This window comes from Brevibacterium iodinum ATCC 49514 (genome assembly GCF_900169265.1).
In the GTDB taxonomy this organism is placed as follows: Bacteria; Actinomycetota; Actinomycetes; order Actinomycetales; family Brevibacteriaceae; genus Brevibacterium; species Brevibacterium iodinum.
Genome location: NZ_FXYX01000001.1, coordinates 17,461 through 32,655 on the forward strand (window position 1 = coordinate 17,461; position 15,195 = coordinate 32,655).

At 66.3% G+C, this 15,195-nt stretch carries 15 protein-coding genes and 1 pseudogene; 7 read left to right on the forward strand and 9 right to left on the reverse strand.

What is annotated here, in order from left to right; genetic code table 11:
• Window positions 1–15 precede the first annotated feature (15 nt).
• The 3 genes from BI49514_RS00075 to BI49514_RS00085 all read left to right on the forward strand — a co-directional run bounded on the left by BI49514_RS00075 (window position 16) and on the right by BI49514_RS00085 (window position 3,427).
• Entirely contained in the window at window positions 16–1,233 is a 1,218-nt protein-coding gene (locus tag BI49514_RS00075) for a class I SAM-dependent methyltransferase (RefSeq protein ID WP_101543269.1), read from the forward strand.
• Window positions 1,234–1,280: 47 nt separating this feature from the next.
• Window positions 1,281–2,114: a sulfurtransferase gene (locus tag BI49514_RS00080; RefSeq protein WP_101544001.1), complete on the forward strand. Its 834-nt coding sequence runs from the start codon at window positions 1,281–1,283 to the stop codon at window positions 2,112–2,114.
• A 383-nt stretch (window positions 2,115–2,497) separates the two neighbouring features.
• Window positions 2,498–3,427: a C40 family peptidase gene (locus BI49514_RS00085; protein WP_101543271.1), complete on the forward strand. Its 930-nt coding sequence runs from the start codon at window positions 2,498–2,500 to the stop codon at window positions 3,425–3,427.
• A 126-nt stretch (window positions 3,428–3,553) separates the two neighbouring features.
• Here the strand turns inward: BI49514_RS00085 and BI49514_RS00090 are convergent, their stop codons facing one another.
• Window positions 3,554–5,191 carry a glycoside hydrolase family 3 N-terminal domain-containing protein gene (locus tag BI49514_RS00090; protein WP_244195174.1) on the reverse strand — a complete coding sequence of 546 codons (1,638 nt, stop codon included), beginning with the start codon at window positions 5,189–5,191 and terminating at the stop codon, window positions 3,554–3,556.
• An 89-nt stretch (window positions 5,192–5,280) separates the two neighbouring features.
• Between BI49514_RS00090 and BI49514_RS00095 the strand changes: the two are divergent.
• Together BI49514_RS00095 and BI49514_RS00100 are read left to right on the forward strand one after the other, a co-directional pair.
• A pseudogene (locus BI49514_RS00095) lies at window positions 5,281–5,913 on the forward strand (ABC transporter ATP-binding protein); the annotation flags it as partial.
• Window positions 5,914–6,011: 98 nt separating this feature from the next.
• Entirely contained in the window at window positions 6,012–7,139 is a 1,128-nt protein-coding gene (locus BI49514_RS00100) for a glutamate--cysteine ligase (protein WP_101544005.1), read from the forward strand.
• 160 nt (window positions 7,140–7,299) lie between these two features.
• Here BI49514_RS00100 and BI49514_RS00105 read toward each other — a convergent pair whose 3' ends face one another.
• From BI49514_RS00105 to BI49514_RS00120, 4 genes are read right to left on the reverse strand one after another with little or no spacing between them, the layout of a single operon-like run.
• Window positions 7,300–7,893, reverse strand: coding sequence for an NUDIX domain-containing protein (locus BI49514_RS00105; protein ID WP_101543275.1), 594 nt, complete (start codon window positions 7,891–7,893; stop codon window positions 7,300–7,302).
• On the reverse strand, window positions 7,880–8,959 hold the full coding sequence (tsaD, locus tag BI49514_RS00110; protein ID WP_101543276.1) for a tRNA (adenosine(37)-N6)-threonylcarbamoyltransferase complex transferase subunit TsaD: 1,080 nt from the start codon (window positions 8,957–8,959) through the stop codon (window positions 7,880–7,882). Before tsaD ends, BI49514_RS00105 begins: the two co-directional genes overlap by 14 nt.
• On the reverse strand, window positions 8,956–9,549 hold the full coding sequence (locus BI49514_RS00115; RefSeq protein ID WP_101543278.1) for an SRPBCC family protein: 594 nt from the start codon (window positions 9,547–9,549) through the stop codon (window positions 8,956–8,958). Before BI49514_RS00115 ends, tsaD begins: the two co-directional genes overlap by 4 nt.
• Window positions 9,546–10,493: an aldo/keto reductase gene (locus BI49514_RS00120; RefSeq protein WP_101543280.1), complete on the reverse strand. Its 948-nt coding sequence runs from the start codon at window positions 10,491–10,493 to the stop codon at window positions 9,546–9,548. Before BI49514_RS00120 ends, BI49514_RS00115 begins: the two co-directional genes overlap by 4 nt.
• Window positions 10,494–10,648: 155 nt before the next feature.
• On the opposite strand from BI49514_RS00120, the gene BI49514_RS00125 reads away from it, so the two are divergent.
• The gene (locus BI49514_RS00125) at window positions 10,649–11,287 is read left to right on the forward strand and encodes a biliverdin-producing heme oxygenase (protein WP_101543282.1); all 639 of its coding nucleotides are present in this window, start codon (window positions 10,649–10,651) and stop codon (window positions 11,285–11,287) included.
• Window positions 11,288–11,305: 18 nt separating this feature from the next.
• Here BI49514_RS00125 and BI49514_RS00130 read toward each other — a convergent pair whose 3' ends face one another.
• The 4 genes from BI49514_RS00130 to alr are packed head-to-tail and all read right to left on the reverse strand — an operon-like array spanning window position 11,306 to window position 14,356.
• Window positions 11,306–11,812 (reverse strand): GNAT family N-acetyltransferase, encoded by a 507-nt coding sequence (locus BI49514_RS00130; RefSeq protein WP_101543284.1) that lies wholly within the window; start codon window positions 11,810–11,812, stop codon window positions 11,306–11,308.
• On the reverse strand, window positions 11,809–12,543 hold the full coding sequence (gene tsaB / locus BI49514_RS00135; protein WP_101543286.1) for a tRNA (adenosine(37)-N6)-threonylcarbamoyltransferase complex dimerization subunit type 1 TsaB: 735 nt from the start codon (window positions 12,541–12,543) through the stop codon (window positions 11,809–11,811). The genes BI49514_RS00130 and tsaB overlap by 4 nt, the downstream gene beginning before the upstream one ends.
• Window positions 12,540–13,145 (reverse strand): tRNA (adenosine(37)-N6)-threonylcarbamoyltransferase complex ATPase subunit type 1 TsaE, encoded by a 606-nt coding sequence (gene tsaE / locus BI49514_RS00140; protein ID WP_101543289.1) that lies wholly within the window; start codon window positions 13,143–13,145, stop codon window positions 12,540–12,542. The genes tsaB and tsaE overlap by 4 nt, the downstream gene beginning before the upstream one ends.
• Window positions 13,142–14,356, reverse strand: coding sequence for an alanine racemase (gene alr, locus BI49514_RS00145; RefSeq protein ID WP_101543291.1), 1,215 nt, complete (start codon window positions 14,354–14,356; stop codon window positions 13,142–13,144). Before alr ends, tsaE begins: the two co-directional genes overlap by 4 nt.
• Before the next feature lie 152 nt (window positions 14,357–14,508).
• On the opposite strand from alr, the gene BI49514_RS00150 reads away from it, so the two are divergent.
• Window positions 14,509–15,186, forward strand: coding sequence for a L,D-transpeptidase family protein (locus BI49514_RS00150; protein ID WP_101543293.1), 678 nt, complete (start codon window positions 14,509–14,511; stop codon window positions 15,184–15,186).
• Window positions 15,187–15,195: the final 9 nt, after the last annotated feature.

The window sequence follows — 15,195 nt, forward strand, 5'->3', positions numbered from 1 at the left end:
CGATAGGGTGAAGCCATGGATCCGCAGACACTGACCGAACTGCTCGACGTCGCCGTCCTCGAACGTCTCGACCGCATCGACGACCTCGAAGGCGATGAGCTCGCCCGATCCACGGCCCTGCGCAAGGAGGGCTTCTCCGCCGAGGTGACTGCGGCCCTGCTCACTCAGGCCCGGCTGCGTCAGGAGGCGGCAGCGAAGCTCGGACCCTTCGCGGAGGACATGCTCTTCACCCGTGACGGACTGGCCCAGGCCACGCGGCTGCCGGTCGCCGCTCATCATGCGGGTCGCCTCATCGGCGACGTGGCCGAGGGTGAGTCCTTCCGCATCGCCGATCTCGGATGTGGGATCGGCGCGGATTCGGTCGCCTTCGCCGGAATGGGCGCGCAGGTCTCGGCCGTCGATGCCGACGAGGTCACCGCAGCCATCGCCGCCTTCAACCTCCGCCATCTGCCCGATGCCGAGGTCGAACACGCACGCGCCGAGGATGTCGACTTGGACGGATTCGATGCCCTCTGGTTCGATCCGGCTCGGCGGACCATCGGCAAGGCCGACAAACGCGGATCGACTTCCCGCATCACCGACCCCGAGGCGTTCTCACCTTCTCTGTCATGGGTGATCGAGCAGGCGAGCGCGGCGAAGGCGGCCGGGGTGAAGCTCGGCCCGGCGCTCGACCACGACCTCGTCCCCGAGGACGCCGAAGCCCAGTGGGTCTCCCATAACGGAGAGGTCGTCGAGGTCTGCCTCTACTTCGGTGCGGCCATGCAGCGACCCGGACGCGGAGCTCTCGTCATGGGCGAACGCACCCTCCTCGTCCACGAGGACAACCTGCCCGACGAGGACGAGTCGGGCATCGGGGAGCTCGGGAAGTATCTGCTCGAACCCGACGGGGCGATCGTGCGTGCCGGACTCGTCGAAGCGTTGTGCCCACCGTTGCAGGCCCGCAGACTCCACCCGAAGATCGCGTATCTGACCACCGACGTCGAACCGAGCGGCCCGGCCGCCGCAGGCGTCACCACCTACGAGGTCGTCGACGTACTGCCCGCGAAGGTCCCGAGCCTGCGCAAGGAGCTCGTCTCTCGCGGAATCGGCTCGGTCGTGATCAAGAAACGCGGGGCCGACATCGTTCCCGACCAGGTCCGACGCCAGCTCAAACTGCCCAAGGGCGACACAGCCACGCTCGTATTCACCCGGCTCGGTGACAAGCACGTCGTGCTCCTCACCCAACCTGTGTGACCCTTTCAACCTGTCCGTGAAGAAATCCGTCCGTGAAGGAGATCGAATTGTCCCGCTCCGACGTTCTCATCAGCGCCGATGAACTGCTCACCCGAATGGCCGACTCCCCAGCGCCGAGGCTGCTCGACGTCCGCTGGACCCTGCCGAAGCCCGATGGCCGCGACGACTTCGCCGCCGGACACATCCCCGGTGCCGTCTATGTCGATCTCGACACGGAGCTCGCCGACCACGGCACCACCGATCCGACGGCCGGTCGCCACCCACTGCCGAGCCCCGAAGCCTTCCAGGAGACGGTGCGCTCCTGGGGCATCGACGAAGGCACCGAGGTCGTGGTCTATGACGACAATTCCTCCCTCGGCGCGGCCAGGGCCTGGTGGCTGCTGCGCTGGGCCGGGCTGAGCGCGCGAGTCCTCGACGGCGGGCTCGCAGCGTTCCGTGACGCCGGCGGGACGCTCGAGACCGGCGGCTCCCCTGAGGTCACGCCGAGTGCGGTGGAGATCAGCCCGGGTCGACTGCCCGTCATCGACGCCGAGGCGGCAGCCGGTTTCGATGGAGTCCTGCTCGATGCCCGCGCCGGTGAGCGCTTCCGCGGAGAGACCGAACCGCTCGATCCGCAGGCCGGTCACATTCCCGGGGCGAAGAGCGCCCCGGCCACGGACAACGTTCCTGCGGGGACGTTCCTGGCCGAGGCGCTGCTGCGCGAACGCTTCGATGAACTGGGTGCCCTCGATGGTCCCGTCGGCGTGTACTGCGGTTCGGGAGTCACCGCCTGCCACAACGCTCTGGCGCTGGCGACCCTCGGTGTCGAGGCCAGCCTCTACCCCGCGAGCTGGTCCGGTTGGTCATCCGATCCCGACCGCCCCGTCGAGACCGGCAGCTGAGCGTCACCCGGCACCGCCGACGGACGCTCAGTCACCACCGCACGTGCGCACCACCGCATCCGCGCGCGATAAAACGCCGTCGGCATTCTTGGGTCGATCCACGGTGGTTTGGCCACGAATAACGCCGCGGATCGACCCAAGAATCACGTCTTGCGAATGCCACGAAACGTTATTCAAGGCTGAGACTGAGCTCTGAATCACAGTCACATCCAGGCGGAACCACAGCCCACTACCAGCCATTCTTGTCGAACCTGACCCTGTGACCTGCGATTATGCTCTCGAACCCGCCCGAGAATCCTTTTGTAACAAAAACGTGACAGAAGATCACGAATTCGTTACAGTGGAGGACATCGTCACACTCAGACAGGCAACGAGAGGAAATCGTGGCATCTAAGCAGCACGGCCGCCGCGCCGCGAACGCCAAGGCAAAGACCCCACTGACCGAGCTGAGCGAACTGCTCGCTTCGAACTCCGGCGCATTCGGCCGCCGTGCCGCAGTCGTCGCCGCCAGCGGCGGACTGCTCACCGCAGCGATCATGCCCGCGGCAGGGCAGGGAACCGACGACGAAGCAAAGGTCGCAGCCGAGTCCGAGAAGCAGGCACCCGTCGAATTCAAGAACCAGACGCCGACCATCGATGCCGGCGGTTCCTCGAAGAAGGGCGATCAGGAGGCTGAAGTCACCGTCGATACCGACGTGGTCACAGCCGAGGCCGCCCCTAAGCCGAAGCCCAAGCCGAAACCGAAGCCTCAGCCGAAGGAAGAGCCGGAGGAGACCGTCGCAGAACCGGCGCCCGCTGAGGAGCCGAAGGAAGAGCCGGAGGAGACCGTCGCAGAACCGGCGCCCGCTGAGGAGCCGAAGGAAGAGCCGAGCGACAACTCTGACGATGACTCCGACAGCCCAGACGCGGGCTCGAAGGATGAGAGCCCGAAGAAGGATACCGGCGGCTCCGACGACTCGGGCCCGATCGATGGGTCCAAGGCCGAGCAGGTCCTCGGCTGGGCAGAGAAGGGCGTCGGTACCCCGTACGTCTTCGGCGGAACGTCGCAGAGCGGCTGGGACTGCTCCGGCTACACCTCCTGGGTCTACAGCCACGTCGGCGTCGACCTGCCCCGTCAGTCGGGAGCTCAGAAGGAATCCGGAACGGTCGTGTCCGAGTCAGAGGCGAAGCCCGGCGACCTCATTTGGCACCCGGGACACGTCGGCATCTACGCCGGCGACGGAAAGATGTACGACGCTGGTTCGCCCGGATCCGGAACATCGAAGCGCAGCTACAGCTGGATGGGCGACGTCACGTTCATCCGCGTGCTCTGAGCCCCATCTCGGAACCGAACCACAGAGATCCCCTCGTCGGCACAGTGCCGGCGAGGGGATCTCTTATGTGCGCCGCTCGTTCACGGCCTTGGCTCGTTCACAGCCATAATCGCAGCTGCCTAGTTGTCACCCGCAGTCGGGAGCTTTGTCGCTTCCGTCGTATTCGGCAGGCAGCTGACCCGATGCCTCGAGGTCGCCTTTCAGCCACTTCGCCACGGCCCGCAGCGCGTACGGGTTCGAATCGTACGCGGTCACGGCGGACTTCGCCGCGGTGCTGCGCATCGTCCACGGAGCAGCGGTGCCCACGGCCACCTCGGCGGAGGTCGACGGGCTCAGGCTGACCGAGGTTCCACCGGATCCGACGGTGAGGTCCTCGGCTTCGGCCGCTTCCTTCAGAGCCGCCTTCTCCTTGTCGCTGCCGCCGACGATCGAGATCGAATCGGTCCCGGTGAAGGAGCATTCGCCCTTGAGCACGGTCAGCGACCGATCGGCGACCTCGGTGAGGACCTTCTTCGGATCCTTCGCATCCGAGTCCCCGGCCTGCACGCTCTTCTGAGCCTCGGCGGTGGCCAGCTGTGCGGCGACGACGCGTTCGGACTTCTCGACGAGGTCCTTCTTCTCCAGTGTCCCGTCCCCCATCGCCTTGACGATCGCCTTTTGCGCGGCCGCCGAATCCGGGGGCATGAGCGCGATATCGGCTCCAGCTGCGAGCGCCTTGACCGTCTCTCCGCCCCTGAGGTTCTGCGGCACGGCCTTCATATTCAGTGCATCCGTGGTGATGACACCGTCATAGTCGAGAGTCTCCCGCAGCGCCGAGTAGGCCTTCTTGTTCAGCGTCGCGGGCGTCGTCTTCGCATCGGGCAGACCGATATGACCCATCATCACCATCGGCACACCAGCCTTGACCGCGGACTTGAACGGCAGGAGATCCGTGTCCTCCATCTCCTCGATCGACTTCTCCGACACCGGCAGGCTCTCGTGCGAATCCACGCCGAGGCGGCCGTGCCCCGGGAAATGCTTCGCCGAGCTCGACACTCCCCCGGACCGGTACCCCTCGACGGCGTCGGCGACGACCTCGGCGACATCCTCGTGGTCGGTGCCGCCCGAGCGGACGTTGATCCCTTTGTCCTTCGGCCCGACCGTGACGTCGGAGTCCGGAGCGAAGTCGATGGTGAAGCCCAGATCGGTGAGGTTCTGCCCCTGCACGGTCGTGGCGTCGATGATGAGGTCGGAATCGTCAGTCGCGGCCAGGCCCATGAGCGGCGGGAACAGCAGCGCTGCGGTGCCGAGGCGTGACACCGGGCCGCCTTCCTGATCGACGCCGATCGACACTGGCTGACCCTTCGACCGTGCCCCGGAGATCTGACCAGTCAGTTCCGTGACCTGGTCCTTCGTCGGGTTCTCGGCCAGGTTGTAGCCCATGACGATGACCCCGCCGAGGTGGTTCTGCTTGACCATGTCCACCGGGGTCTGCGTGTCCGTGCCTTCCCAGGTGCCGATGATGAGTGACCCGGCGAGCTCCTCGTCAGAGAAGTCTCCGACGATGCCCGCGGCCTCGTCCTTGAAGTCAGCAGGATCGGCGTCGGCGGGGTCATCCAGGGACGATTCGGTCTGGGCCTCAGACTGCGCTTGGGTCTGAGAACCCGACTCGGCGGAGGACTTCTGTTCGGCCGTGGAGGATTCGGGGGCTGACGCTCCGCCGGAACAGCCGACGAGCGCGAGAGTCGTGGTCAGGGCCAGGAGGCTCAGGCGAGAACGCAACATGTCTCCATGCTAGACGTTCCCGCCTGCTCGCCGCCTGTTCAGAGTTCTTCGTGAGCGGCCAGACGGCGGGCGGTCTCCTTTACCCGTAGGTCTTCCTCATGGACGAGCCGCTGTCGAACCTCGATGCGAAGCTGCGGGTGCAGACCCGCGCACAGATCGCATCCCTGACCCGCCGCCTCGGCGTCACCACCGTCTACGTCACCCACGATCAGGTGGAGGCGATGACGATGGGCGACCGGGTCGCGGTCCTCGCCGATGGCAGGCTGCAGCAGGTCGACACTCCCGCGAACCTCTACGATCGACCGGCGAACCTCTTCGTCGCGGGCTTCATGGGCTCGCCGGCGATGAACCTCGTCGGGGTGCCGGTCGAGGGAACGTCGCTGCGCCTCGGCGATGTCGAACTGTCCCTGACTGCGCAGCAGCGTGAGCAGGTCACCGGTGAGACGGTCACCGTCGGCATCCGTCCGGAGGATCTGCAGGTCACCGAGGCCCAAGGCCTCGAGGTCACCGTCGATCTCGTCGAAGAGCTCGGCGCCGATGCATACGTCCATGGTCGAGCAGTCCTGGCCGCGGGCGAGAAGACAGTGGTGGCTCGCGTCGCCGGCCGCTCGACGATCCGCCGCGGGGACACCGTGCGCGTCGCTCCCGATGCCGCGCGCCTGCACCTCTTCGACACCGATTCGGGCAGCCGATTGGCCGAGGATGCACGCCGCGCCGCGTGATCGGCGGGGCCGCCTCGGCGGGGGAATGCGGGGCATCACACAGCTCGAAAGTCGCCGCTGAGTCAGGGGAATCGGGCGTGCGCGATTATGATCGGATCATGGTCGATTTCGCACGCTCTCCCCGCTCCACCCTCGGTGTCGAGTGGGAACTGGCTCTGCTGGATTCTCGCAGCCTGGATCTGACCCCGGCTGCCGAGACTCTGTTGGCGGATGTGGCCGAGCATGCGCCCGAGTACGAGAAGCACATCGTCGGAGAGATGCTGACGAACACCATCGAGCTCGTCACGGGCGTGCACAACCAGGTGTCGACCGTCGCTGAGGATCTGGCCACCTCGATCGGGGCGCTGCGGAAGCTGACCGAGGCACGCGGTGTCGAACTGATGTCGGCGGGCACCCACCCGTTCGCGCAGTGGCAGTCGCAGGAGGTCCGGGCGAAGGACCGCTATCTCGAACTCGTCGATCGCACCCAGTGGTGGGGTCGGAACATGCTGATCTTCGGCGTCCATGTCCACGTCGGCATCGACTCGCGCGACAAGGTGCTGCCGATCGTCAACGCACTGCTCGCCTATGTCCCGCACCTGCAGGCACTGTCCGCGTCGTCACCGTTCTGGGGCGGCACGGACACCGGCTATGCCTCGAACCGGGCGATGATGTTCCAGCAGCTCCCGACGGCCGGTCTGCCGTTCCAGTTCGGTCAGTGGGCGGATTACGAGAAGTACGTCGACGATATGCTCACCACCGGGATCATCGACAACATCAACGAGATCCGCTGGGACATCCGCCCCGCGCCGCACTGGGGCACCGTCGAGGTCCGTGTCTGCGACGGACTGCCGACGCTTGAGGAGATCCTCGCAGTCACTGCGTTTATCCAGTGCGTCGTCGATGACATGTCCGAGCGCCTCGACGCCGGTGAGACTCTGCCGACGATGCCCGATTGGTTCCACAACGAGAACAAGTGGCGCGCCGCCCGCTACGGCATGGACGCGATCATCATCGAAAACGCCGCGGCCGACGAGCGTCTCGTCACCGAGTGCCTCGCCGATGAGATCGAGCGCCTCTCGCCCGTCGCCGAACGTCTCGGCTGTGTCGACGAGCTGCACTCGATCAACTCGATCATCGAACGAGGCGTGCCCTACCAGCGCCTGCAGAAGGTCTTCGGAACCACCGGTTCGCTCACCGAGGTGACCCGCTCGCTCATCGGCGACCTCCGCAACTCCTACAGCTGAGGCTGTTCTCCCGGGTTCGATTGCGCCCACCCGCGGCCGCATCAGTCCCTCATGCGTCCTAGGGGTGGATCCACCACGATTCGCAAGGAGATTTCGAGACGGATCCACCCACAGGAGACACGTGGGCCCGCAGGCACGGCACCGCCGGCGGGGTGCCCACTCACAGGTGAGGTCGGAGCAGCTCCAGCAGCGTCGGCAGCGCGGAGGCGACTCCCGGGTGCAGCTCGTAGTCGCCGAGTTCATCGAGCGGCACCCACGACAGCTGGATGCTCTCGGGGTCATTGATGACAGCGTCGAAGCGGCGCAGGGTCTTCGCGATCACCGTCGTGTACGACCAGGTATCCAGGTCAAGGACATGCGTCTCGAGGATCTCGATGCCCGACCCGTCCTGGTCAGGCACCCCGGCCTCTTCCCACGACTCCCGGACCGCGGCCTCGACCGCCGACTCGCCAATATCGCGGGCACCGCCGGGGAATCCCCAGGTCCCACCTTCGACCGACCACAGCGCCCGGTGCTGCATGAGCACCCCGCGCTCGGGATCGACGAGCATGAGCCCCGCGGCCCCGTTGAGACCCCAATGCTTCTTCCCATCAGACCCATACGTCCACCCGTCACCCGATCGCCGAGGCGGCCGACCGTCGGGCAGGCGCGTGGACTTCGCCGCCTGTGCGTTCCGCTCGGCGGCGCTGTCGGAAGTTGCGCTTTCGGAGGCAGCACCTGCGGCAACATTCGGGTCGTTCTCAGACGAGGACATGATCAACATCCAATGAGGACACAGCGGCGAAGGACAGATCGCTCGGCCCGATTCCGCGGGAGACGAGCTCCGCACCGAGAGCTGCGACCATGGCTCCATTGTCCGTGCACAGTGTCAAGGGCGGCACGCGCAGAGTCACGCCCGCCTCGGCGCAACGAGCCGAGAGCACTTCACGCAGGTGCGAGTTCGCGGCCACTCCACCGCCGAGGACGACGTGGTTGATACCGGTGTCGGCGGCGGCGAGCAGAGTCTTGGTCACGAGCACGTCGACGACGGCGTCTTCGAAGCCGGCGGCGATATCAGCCACCCGCAGGTCCGCGCCCAGGGTCTCGGCCTTCGTCACCTCACGCAGGGCTGCGGTCTTCAGCCCGGAGAACGAGAAGTTATACCGACGCGCGGGGTCGCGCAGGTCCTGCTTCTTCGCGAGTCCGCGTGGGAATCTCACTGCCTTCCGGTCTCCGGGCACGCCGGTGCCATCGAGCAGGCCGAGAGCAGCCTTCGAGATGTTCGGTCCGCCGGGATAGTTGAGCCCCAGCAGGCGCGCGGTCTTGTCGAAGGCCTCACCTGCGGCATCGTCGATGGTGGCGCCGAGGAGTTCGATGTCCTCGACGAGGTCGCCGATGCGCAGAATCTCGGTGTGCCCACCGGAGACGAGCAGGGCGATGGTCGGTGTGGTCAAACCGTCGACATCCTCGGCGACGAGGTCGACGGCCACGTGCGCGGCCAGATGGTTCACTCCGTAGAGCGGTTTGCCCAGCGCCGCGGCAAGCCCTTTGGCCGCGCCGACCCCGACCATGAGTGCACCGGAGAGACCCGGTCCGGCGGTCACGGCGACGGCGTCGATATCGGACAGCTCCACCTCGGCGGTCTCACAGGCAGAGGCGATGGCCGGGCCGATGGCCTGCACATGGGCGCGGGAGGCGACTTCGGGCACGACCCCGCCGAAGCGCACGTGCTCGTCCATCGACGAGGACACGGTGTTCGTCAGCAGCGTGCGGCCGCGGACGATGCCGACCCCGGTTTCGTCGCACGAGGATTCGATGCCGAGGATGAGTGGGTCGCTCATGATCCGGCCCCATCAGCCGAGGCAGCGCCCGCGCCGTCCCCGGAATCCGCCATCTCGAGGTCAAGGTCGGAGTAGATGGACACGAGTTCCGGTTCGGTCACCTCGGCGATATCCATGCCGAGGGTGCGGGCGAACAGCCGCAGATGCGTGTCCCACATCGGCCCCACCTCGGCGGCCTGACCGCGGGCGGTATCGGCATCAGGCGCGGTATGAGTGAACACGAGCAGGGTCTCCTGACCGGTCTCCCCCTCGATCGGCAGCACGCGGATGCCGAGCACTCCGAAGTCGTCGAGCTCGAGCAGCACGTGATCGAAGTCCTCGCAGCTGAGGACAGATCCATTCAGATCGATGTCCTCGAGCGCGAACGTGATCGGCCGGGCTGCGGATCCGTCCGAATCAGCTTCGTCAGCCGCACCGGACTCCCCCGCAGCCGTCTCATCGCCGAGGCGGAACGGCGCGAACCAGGCCCGTGCGCTCTCGGCATCGGTCAGTGCGTTCCACACCGTTTCGACGTCACGCTCGAGGAGCACCTCGATGACGAGGTCGGTGCCGTTCTCCCAGGTGGCCAGGCGCGGGCTGGTCCCACTCATGCTTCCACCCAGGCTCCGTCGAGAGCGGCCTTCTCATCAGGACTCAGCTGCATCTGCGTTCCGGCGAGCAGCTCGGTGAGCTGTTCGGGCACGCGCGCCGAGGCGATCGTCGAGGGGATGAAATCGTGAGTGAGCTGCCAGGCGATGGCTGTGGCCGTCATCGTTGCACCGTGGTCGGCGGCGACGTCGTGGAGGACCTCGAGGGCACCGAGGGCCTTCTGGTCGTCGACGAAATCAGCCACGCGGTCACCGCGGACGCTGCCGGTGGCGTCGCCGCCGGTGTGCTTGCCGGTGAGGAATCCGGAGGCCAGTGAGTGGAAGGGCAGTTCGGCGATGCCCTCAGATCGCAGGTACGCCTGCTTCTGCGGATCGACGGCGGCACGGGAGACGAGATTGAACCGGTCTTGGACGACTCGATAGCAGGCAAGCGAGAACTTCGTCGAGATCTTCCGAGCCTTCTGCAGTCGCTCGAGGCTGAAGTTCGATGCCCCGAGGTAACTGACCTTGCCGGAGCGGACGAGCGCGTCGAAGGTCTCGGCGACGGCGACCTGGTCGACGTCGTCATCGTCTCTGTGGGCATAGTAGACGTCGATGTGGTCGGTGCCGAGCCGGCGCAGCGAGTCGTCGACGCAGTTGCGGATATTCGCCGGGTCAAGGCCCTTGCGCTTGGGATGCATGCCGACCTTGGTGGCGATGACCATCTCGTCGCGATTGCCGCGAGCCTTCATCCATTCGCCGATGATCGTTTCGGACTCTCCGCCCGAGTTCCCCTCGACCCAGGCCGAATACGCGTCGGCGGTGTCGATGAAGTTTCCGCCGGCCTCGGCATAGGCATCGAGGACAGCGAAGCTCTGATCCCGATCCGCACCCCAACCGAAGGGGTTGCCGCCCAGCTGAAGAGGGTGAACGAAGAGATCGGTATCTGCCAATTGCACACGTGTCATACCATACAGACTACCCGTTTGACCTCCACGGCTTCGGGGCAGGACCGTCTCCCGGAACTCAGGTTAGGCTAAGCTATAGATATGCAATGATGCCGATCACACCGCCTCGGCGGCAGACCAGCATTCGGTTGGCCGCACTCCCCCAAGGAAACATCATGTCTGAACCGTTCTCCGCTCGCCTCAAGGCCAGCACCGCCACCATCCACGACGAGGTCGAACACACCACGTTCATGGTCGACCTCATGGAAGGACGGCTCGACGCAAGGGCCTACGCTCTCCTGCTCAAGCAGTACGACGTCATCTACGGCGTGCTCGAGTCGAAGTCACGGGAGTTCGCCGAGGATCCGGTCTTCGCGCCGTTCTTCGACGCCCATCTGCTCCGGGCCGACCGCATCGCCGCCGACCTGGCCGCGCTCGACGGCACCGAGCTGCCTGTCATGCCCAGTGCCACCGCCTATGCTGCGCACTTGGCGGGGCTCGAACGGGCCGAGCAGGTCATCGCCCACCACTACACGCGCTACCTCGGCGACCTCTCCGGCGGTCAGGCGATCGGCACCCTCATGGGCCGCCACTACAGTCTGCCGGCGACCTCGCTGACGATGTGGGATTTCGCCGAGCTCGGCAAGACGAAGCCGTACAAGGACGCCTACCGCCGACTCCTCGACCAGGTTGCGGCGACCGGCGGCGATGAGCAGATCGTCGTCGACGAGGCGATGGAAGCGTTCCGACTCAACGGAGCGCTGCTCGTCGACCTCACCGAGGCGACCGAGCAGCGCACGGTTCCCGTCGCCTAGGGTGCCATTTGAGAAGGATCAGTCGCCGATCCGCAGGCGCATGAGAATTCCCGCGGCGCCCGGATAATAGTCCGGGCGCCGTCCCCATTCCTCGAACCCGAAGGATGCGTACATCCCCAGCGCCGCAGCATTGCGTTCGTCGACCTCGAGGTGGACGACCTCGCAGCCGCGTTCCTTCGCCCAATCGATTCCCGCCTGCAGCAGAGCACTGCCGATGCCGGTGCCGCGTGCCGCCTCGGTGGTGGCGATCGTCATCACATCGGCTTCCGCACCGGCGCCGGACATGACGATCCACCCGGCCAATTCCCCCGCCGAGGCGGCGAACTCACTGTTCGTGGCCGCGCCGTCGACATCCGTTCCCGCCGCCGAGGCAGTCCTGGCGGCGAGCATGACCGTGCCGTTCTGCGCCTTCACCGACCAGTAGTAGCCGAGCGTCCATGCGGTCGGACCGAAGATCGCCGCGTCGTGGTCGGCCACCTCGGCGAGGTCCCACCAGGGAAGCTCGGCGATGGTCAGGGAGGTCATTTCAATGAGCTCTCGCGTACCGGGGTCGCTTTCGCATCGGGTTCGCGCAGGTATTCGGGGATCGGGTCGGCTAGGTCTCGACCGGCGGCGAGTTCCCGTGCCGCGGCGAGGGCAAGATATTCGGCACGAGGATCGGTGATGGACTCGGTGCTCGACGCTCCGAGGACGTCCGGATAGAGGAGGCAGCCTCGGCCGAGCTTCTGATCGATCGTATCGAGCCGGTAGCCGTTGTCGGCGAGGACTGAAACGACCTCGGCCGGTTTCGCCACGAATGGTCCGGCGCTCAAGGTGGCGTCGACGGAGTCGTAGACGCTGAAATAGACCTCTTTGCGGCGGGCATCCGAGGCGATGAGGACGGGACCACCGGATGCGTCCGAGGCGGGCGACGCGAGCTTCGGCCCAGACGCCGAGGGGCCTTCTGCCCTGCGGAGGAACTCTTCGGCGATCGCGGCTTGGGACAGCAGTCCCTTGACGGGAATCCCGCGGGCCTGACCGACGGCGATTCCGGCGGCGATGCCCACCCGCAGACCGGTGAAGGGTCCGGGTCCGATGCCGACGACGACGAGTTCGGGTCGGGCATCCTCGGCGAGCACGCCGGCGAGCGCAGGACCGATGAACTCAACGTGTCGACGCTGGTCATCGGCCTGTTCAGCGGCGATGACCGAATCGGCGTCCGTATCCACGAGGGCTACAGAGGCCGACTGCGAGGTGTCGATGGCCAGAATGATCATGATACGTCTCCCTCATCCGCCGAGTCCTCGGCAGACAGATTCGCAGAGGCCGGGTCGTCGACTCGCACGCCTGCCAGCGCCGAGACAGCGGCCTCAACCGCCGGCATGCGTTCGATCCATGCATCCCCGCGGCCGGTGAGGTCAACGGTGCGCCGTTCGTCCTCTACCTCGTCCTCGTCGTCCACACCGACCGACTCATCGTCCCCCGCGGATTCATCCCACACCGGGGTGATGGTGATGTCGAGGTGATCGCTGCTGAGCTGCTCGGCCAAGCCGGCTCCCCACTCGACGACCGTGATCGACTCGTCCAGTTCGGAGTCGAGGTCGAGATCTTCGAGCTCCTCCCCGTCGGCCAACCGATACGCATCGACGTGAACGAGGGCGGGTCCGCCCGAGCGCGACGGGTGCTCGCGGGCGATGACGAACGTCGGCGAGGTGATCCGCCCGGCCACATCGAGGGCTTTGCCAAGCGACTGCGTGAACGTCGTCTTCCCCGCACCGAGGTTGCCCGTGAGGATGAGCAGGTCGCCGGCGCGCAGATGGTCGGCCAGGGCCGCAGCGAACGTGCGCATCTGCTCCAAGGACTCGAGATGGACCCTCATCGGTCGTCTCCCTTCCGGGCGACCCGGTCGACGCGGGCGCTGAGCTGGGTGACGATCTCGTAGTTGATCGTATTCGCCCAGGTCCCCCATTCGGCCGCGCTCGGCCCACCGGGACCGAAGATGACGACCTCGTCGCCGATGGCCACCTCATCGTTGCCGGCACCGATGTCGATGATCATCTGATCCATGGCGATACGCCCGACGACGGGATAACGACGACCCCGGATGGCCACCTCGGCGCGATTCGATGCCGCCCGCGGCAGCCCGTCCCCGTACCCACCGGGCACGAGCGCGAACCGGGTATCGGTCGCGGCGGTGAACGTCAGCCCGTAGGAGGCGCCGTGACCTGCGGGAATGTCCTTGAGATTGATGACGCTGGAAGTCAGCCGCATGACCGGCCGGAGCCCGAGAGCCGCCGGATCCCCGTCTTCGAGCGGGGACAGACCGTAGAGGGCGAGCCCCACCCTCGCCGAGGTGCCCGGGCACGGCCCCAGAGTGAGCGCTCCCGGTGAGTTCGCAATGTGCACATCCAGGTCATCCGATTCGCCGAGGCGGCCGTCCGCGGCGTCGAGCACGGCCCGAAGCTGCCCGTGGGCGGAGGAGAAGACCGCGCTCTGCGCAGCGGTCTCGGGGCGTTCGGGTTCGTCGGCGACGGCGAAGTGGCTCATGATTCCGACGATGCGGATATCGGCTCCGGCCTCGGGGTTCCCAGAGTCATCGGTGTGGCTGTCTTCGACGTGGCGGCGCAGCCAGTCGAAGGCTCGGACGAGTGCTTCCGGGGACAGACCGTTGCGGCCGAGTCCGGTGTCGATCTTGAGATGGGCTCGGGCTGTGACGCCGGTGCGGCGGGCCGCCTCGGCGAGCCGGTCGAGGGCGCCGACCGTCGAGATTCCCAGTTCGATGTCAGCGCGCACCGCCTCGTCGAGGTCGGTGGTCGGTCCGTAGAGCCAGGCGAGGATCTGCGCTTCGGGGCCGAGCAGGCTGCGCAGACGAAGGGCTTCGGGGATCGTGGCCACACAGAACTCGCGCCAGCCTGCCGAGAAGAGAGCGGGTGCGACGAGGTCGATGCCGTGACCGTAGGCGTTGGCTTTGACGACGCATTTGAGGCGGGCGGGTGAGAGGCGATCGGCAAGGACGGCGGCGTTGTCGCACAGGGCCGCCTCGTCGATCTCGGCCCGGACGAGAGCCTCGGGGATGTCGAAAGATGTCACTGGATAAGACTACCGCCGACCCCCGCCGACCAGCACCTTCGTTACGCTGATCCCCCGCGACGTTCGGCTCCGGTGCCGGTGTCGCAGGTGCAGCCGACGACGTGTTCGGCGAAGACCGGCTCGACGAGCCATTCGATGAAGAAGGAGACATCATGCACACCACACCAGCCCGCATCCTCGCGATGGTGATCGCGTCCGTCCTGTTTGCGATAGGCCTCACCGTGATCGGACAGACCGGTCCCGCCGAGGCGGCCGCGAAGCACTGCACCGGCGTCGAGTCGAACAGCTCGGTGACGGCTGCGAAGGCCATCGAGGTCAAGCAGCGGTCGACGATCACCGCCGATATCTACCTGTGCAAGAAGTCCGGCGACCGGTACGTCCGCGACAGCGGCCCGTTCAAGGCCCGCCTCGGCTTTGACGGCACCACGTCGGGCAAACGGGAAGGCGACGGCAAGACCCCGAAGGGTGTGTTCTGGATGCGCGATGGCTTCGGCACCTCGGCGAATCCCGGGCTGGGCAAGCCGTGGACGAAGGTCACCCGCGATCATGTCTGGGTCGATGGTGACGCGACGAAGGCCGAGGGGTACAACACGATGCAGCGGAAGTCCGAAGGGTACGAGGGCGAACCCCTCTACCAGCCGAAGCCGTACAAGTATGCCCAGGTCATCGGCTACAACGAGGCTCGCACACCGGGGAAGGGATCGGCGATCTTCCTGCATGCGAACACGGAGTCGATGAAGACCGCCGGCTGTGTGTCGATGTACGAGGCCAGTCTCGTCAAGGCGATGAAGTGGGAGGGCACGACGAAGACGCAGATCCTCATCCACTGAAGTGGATGA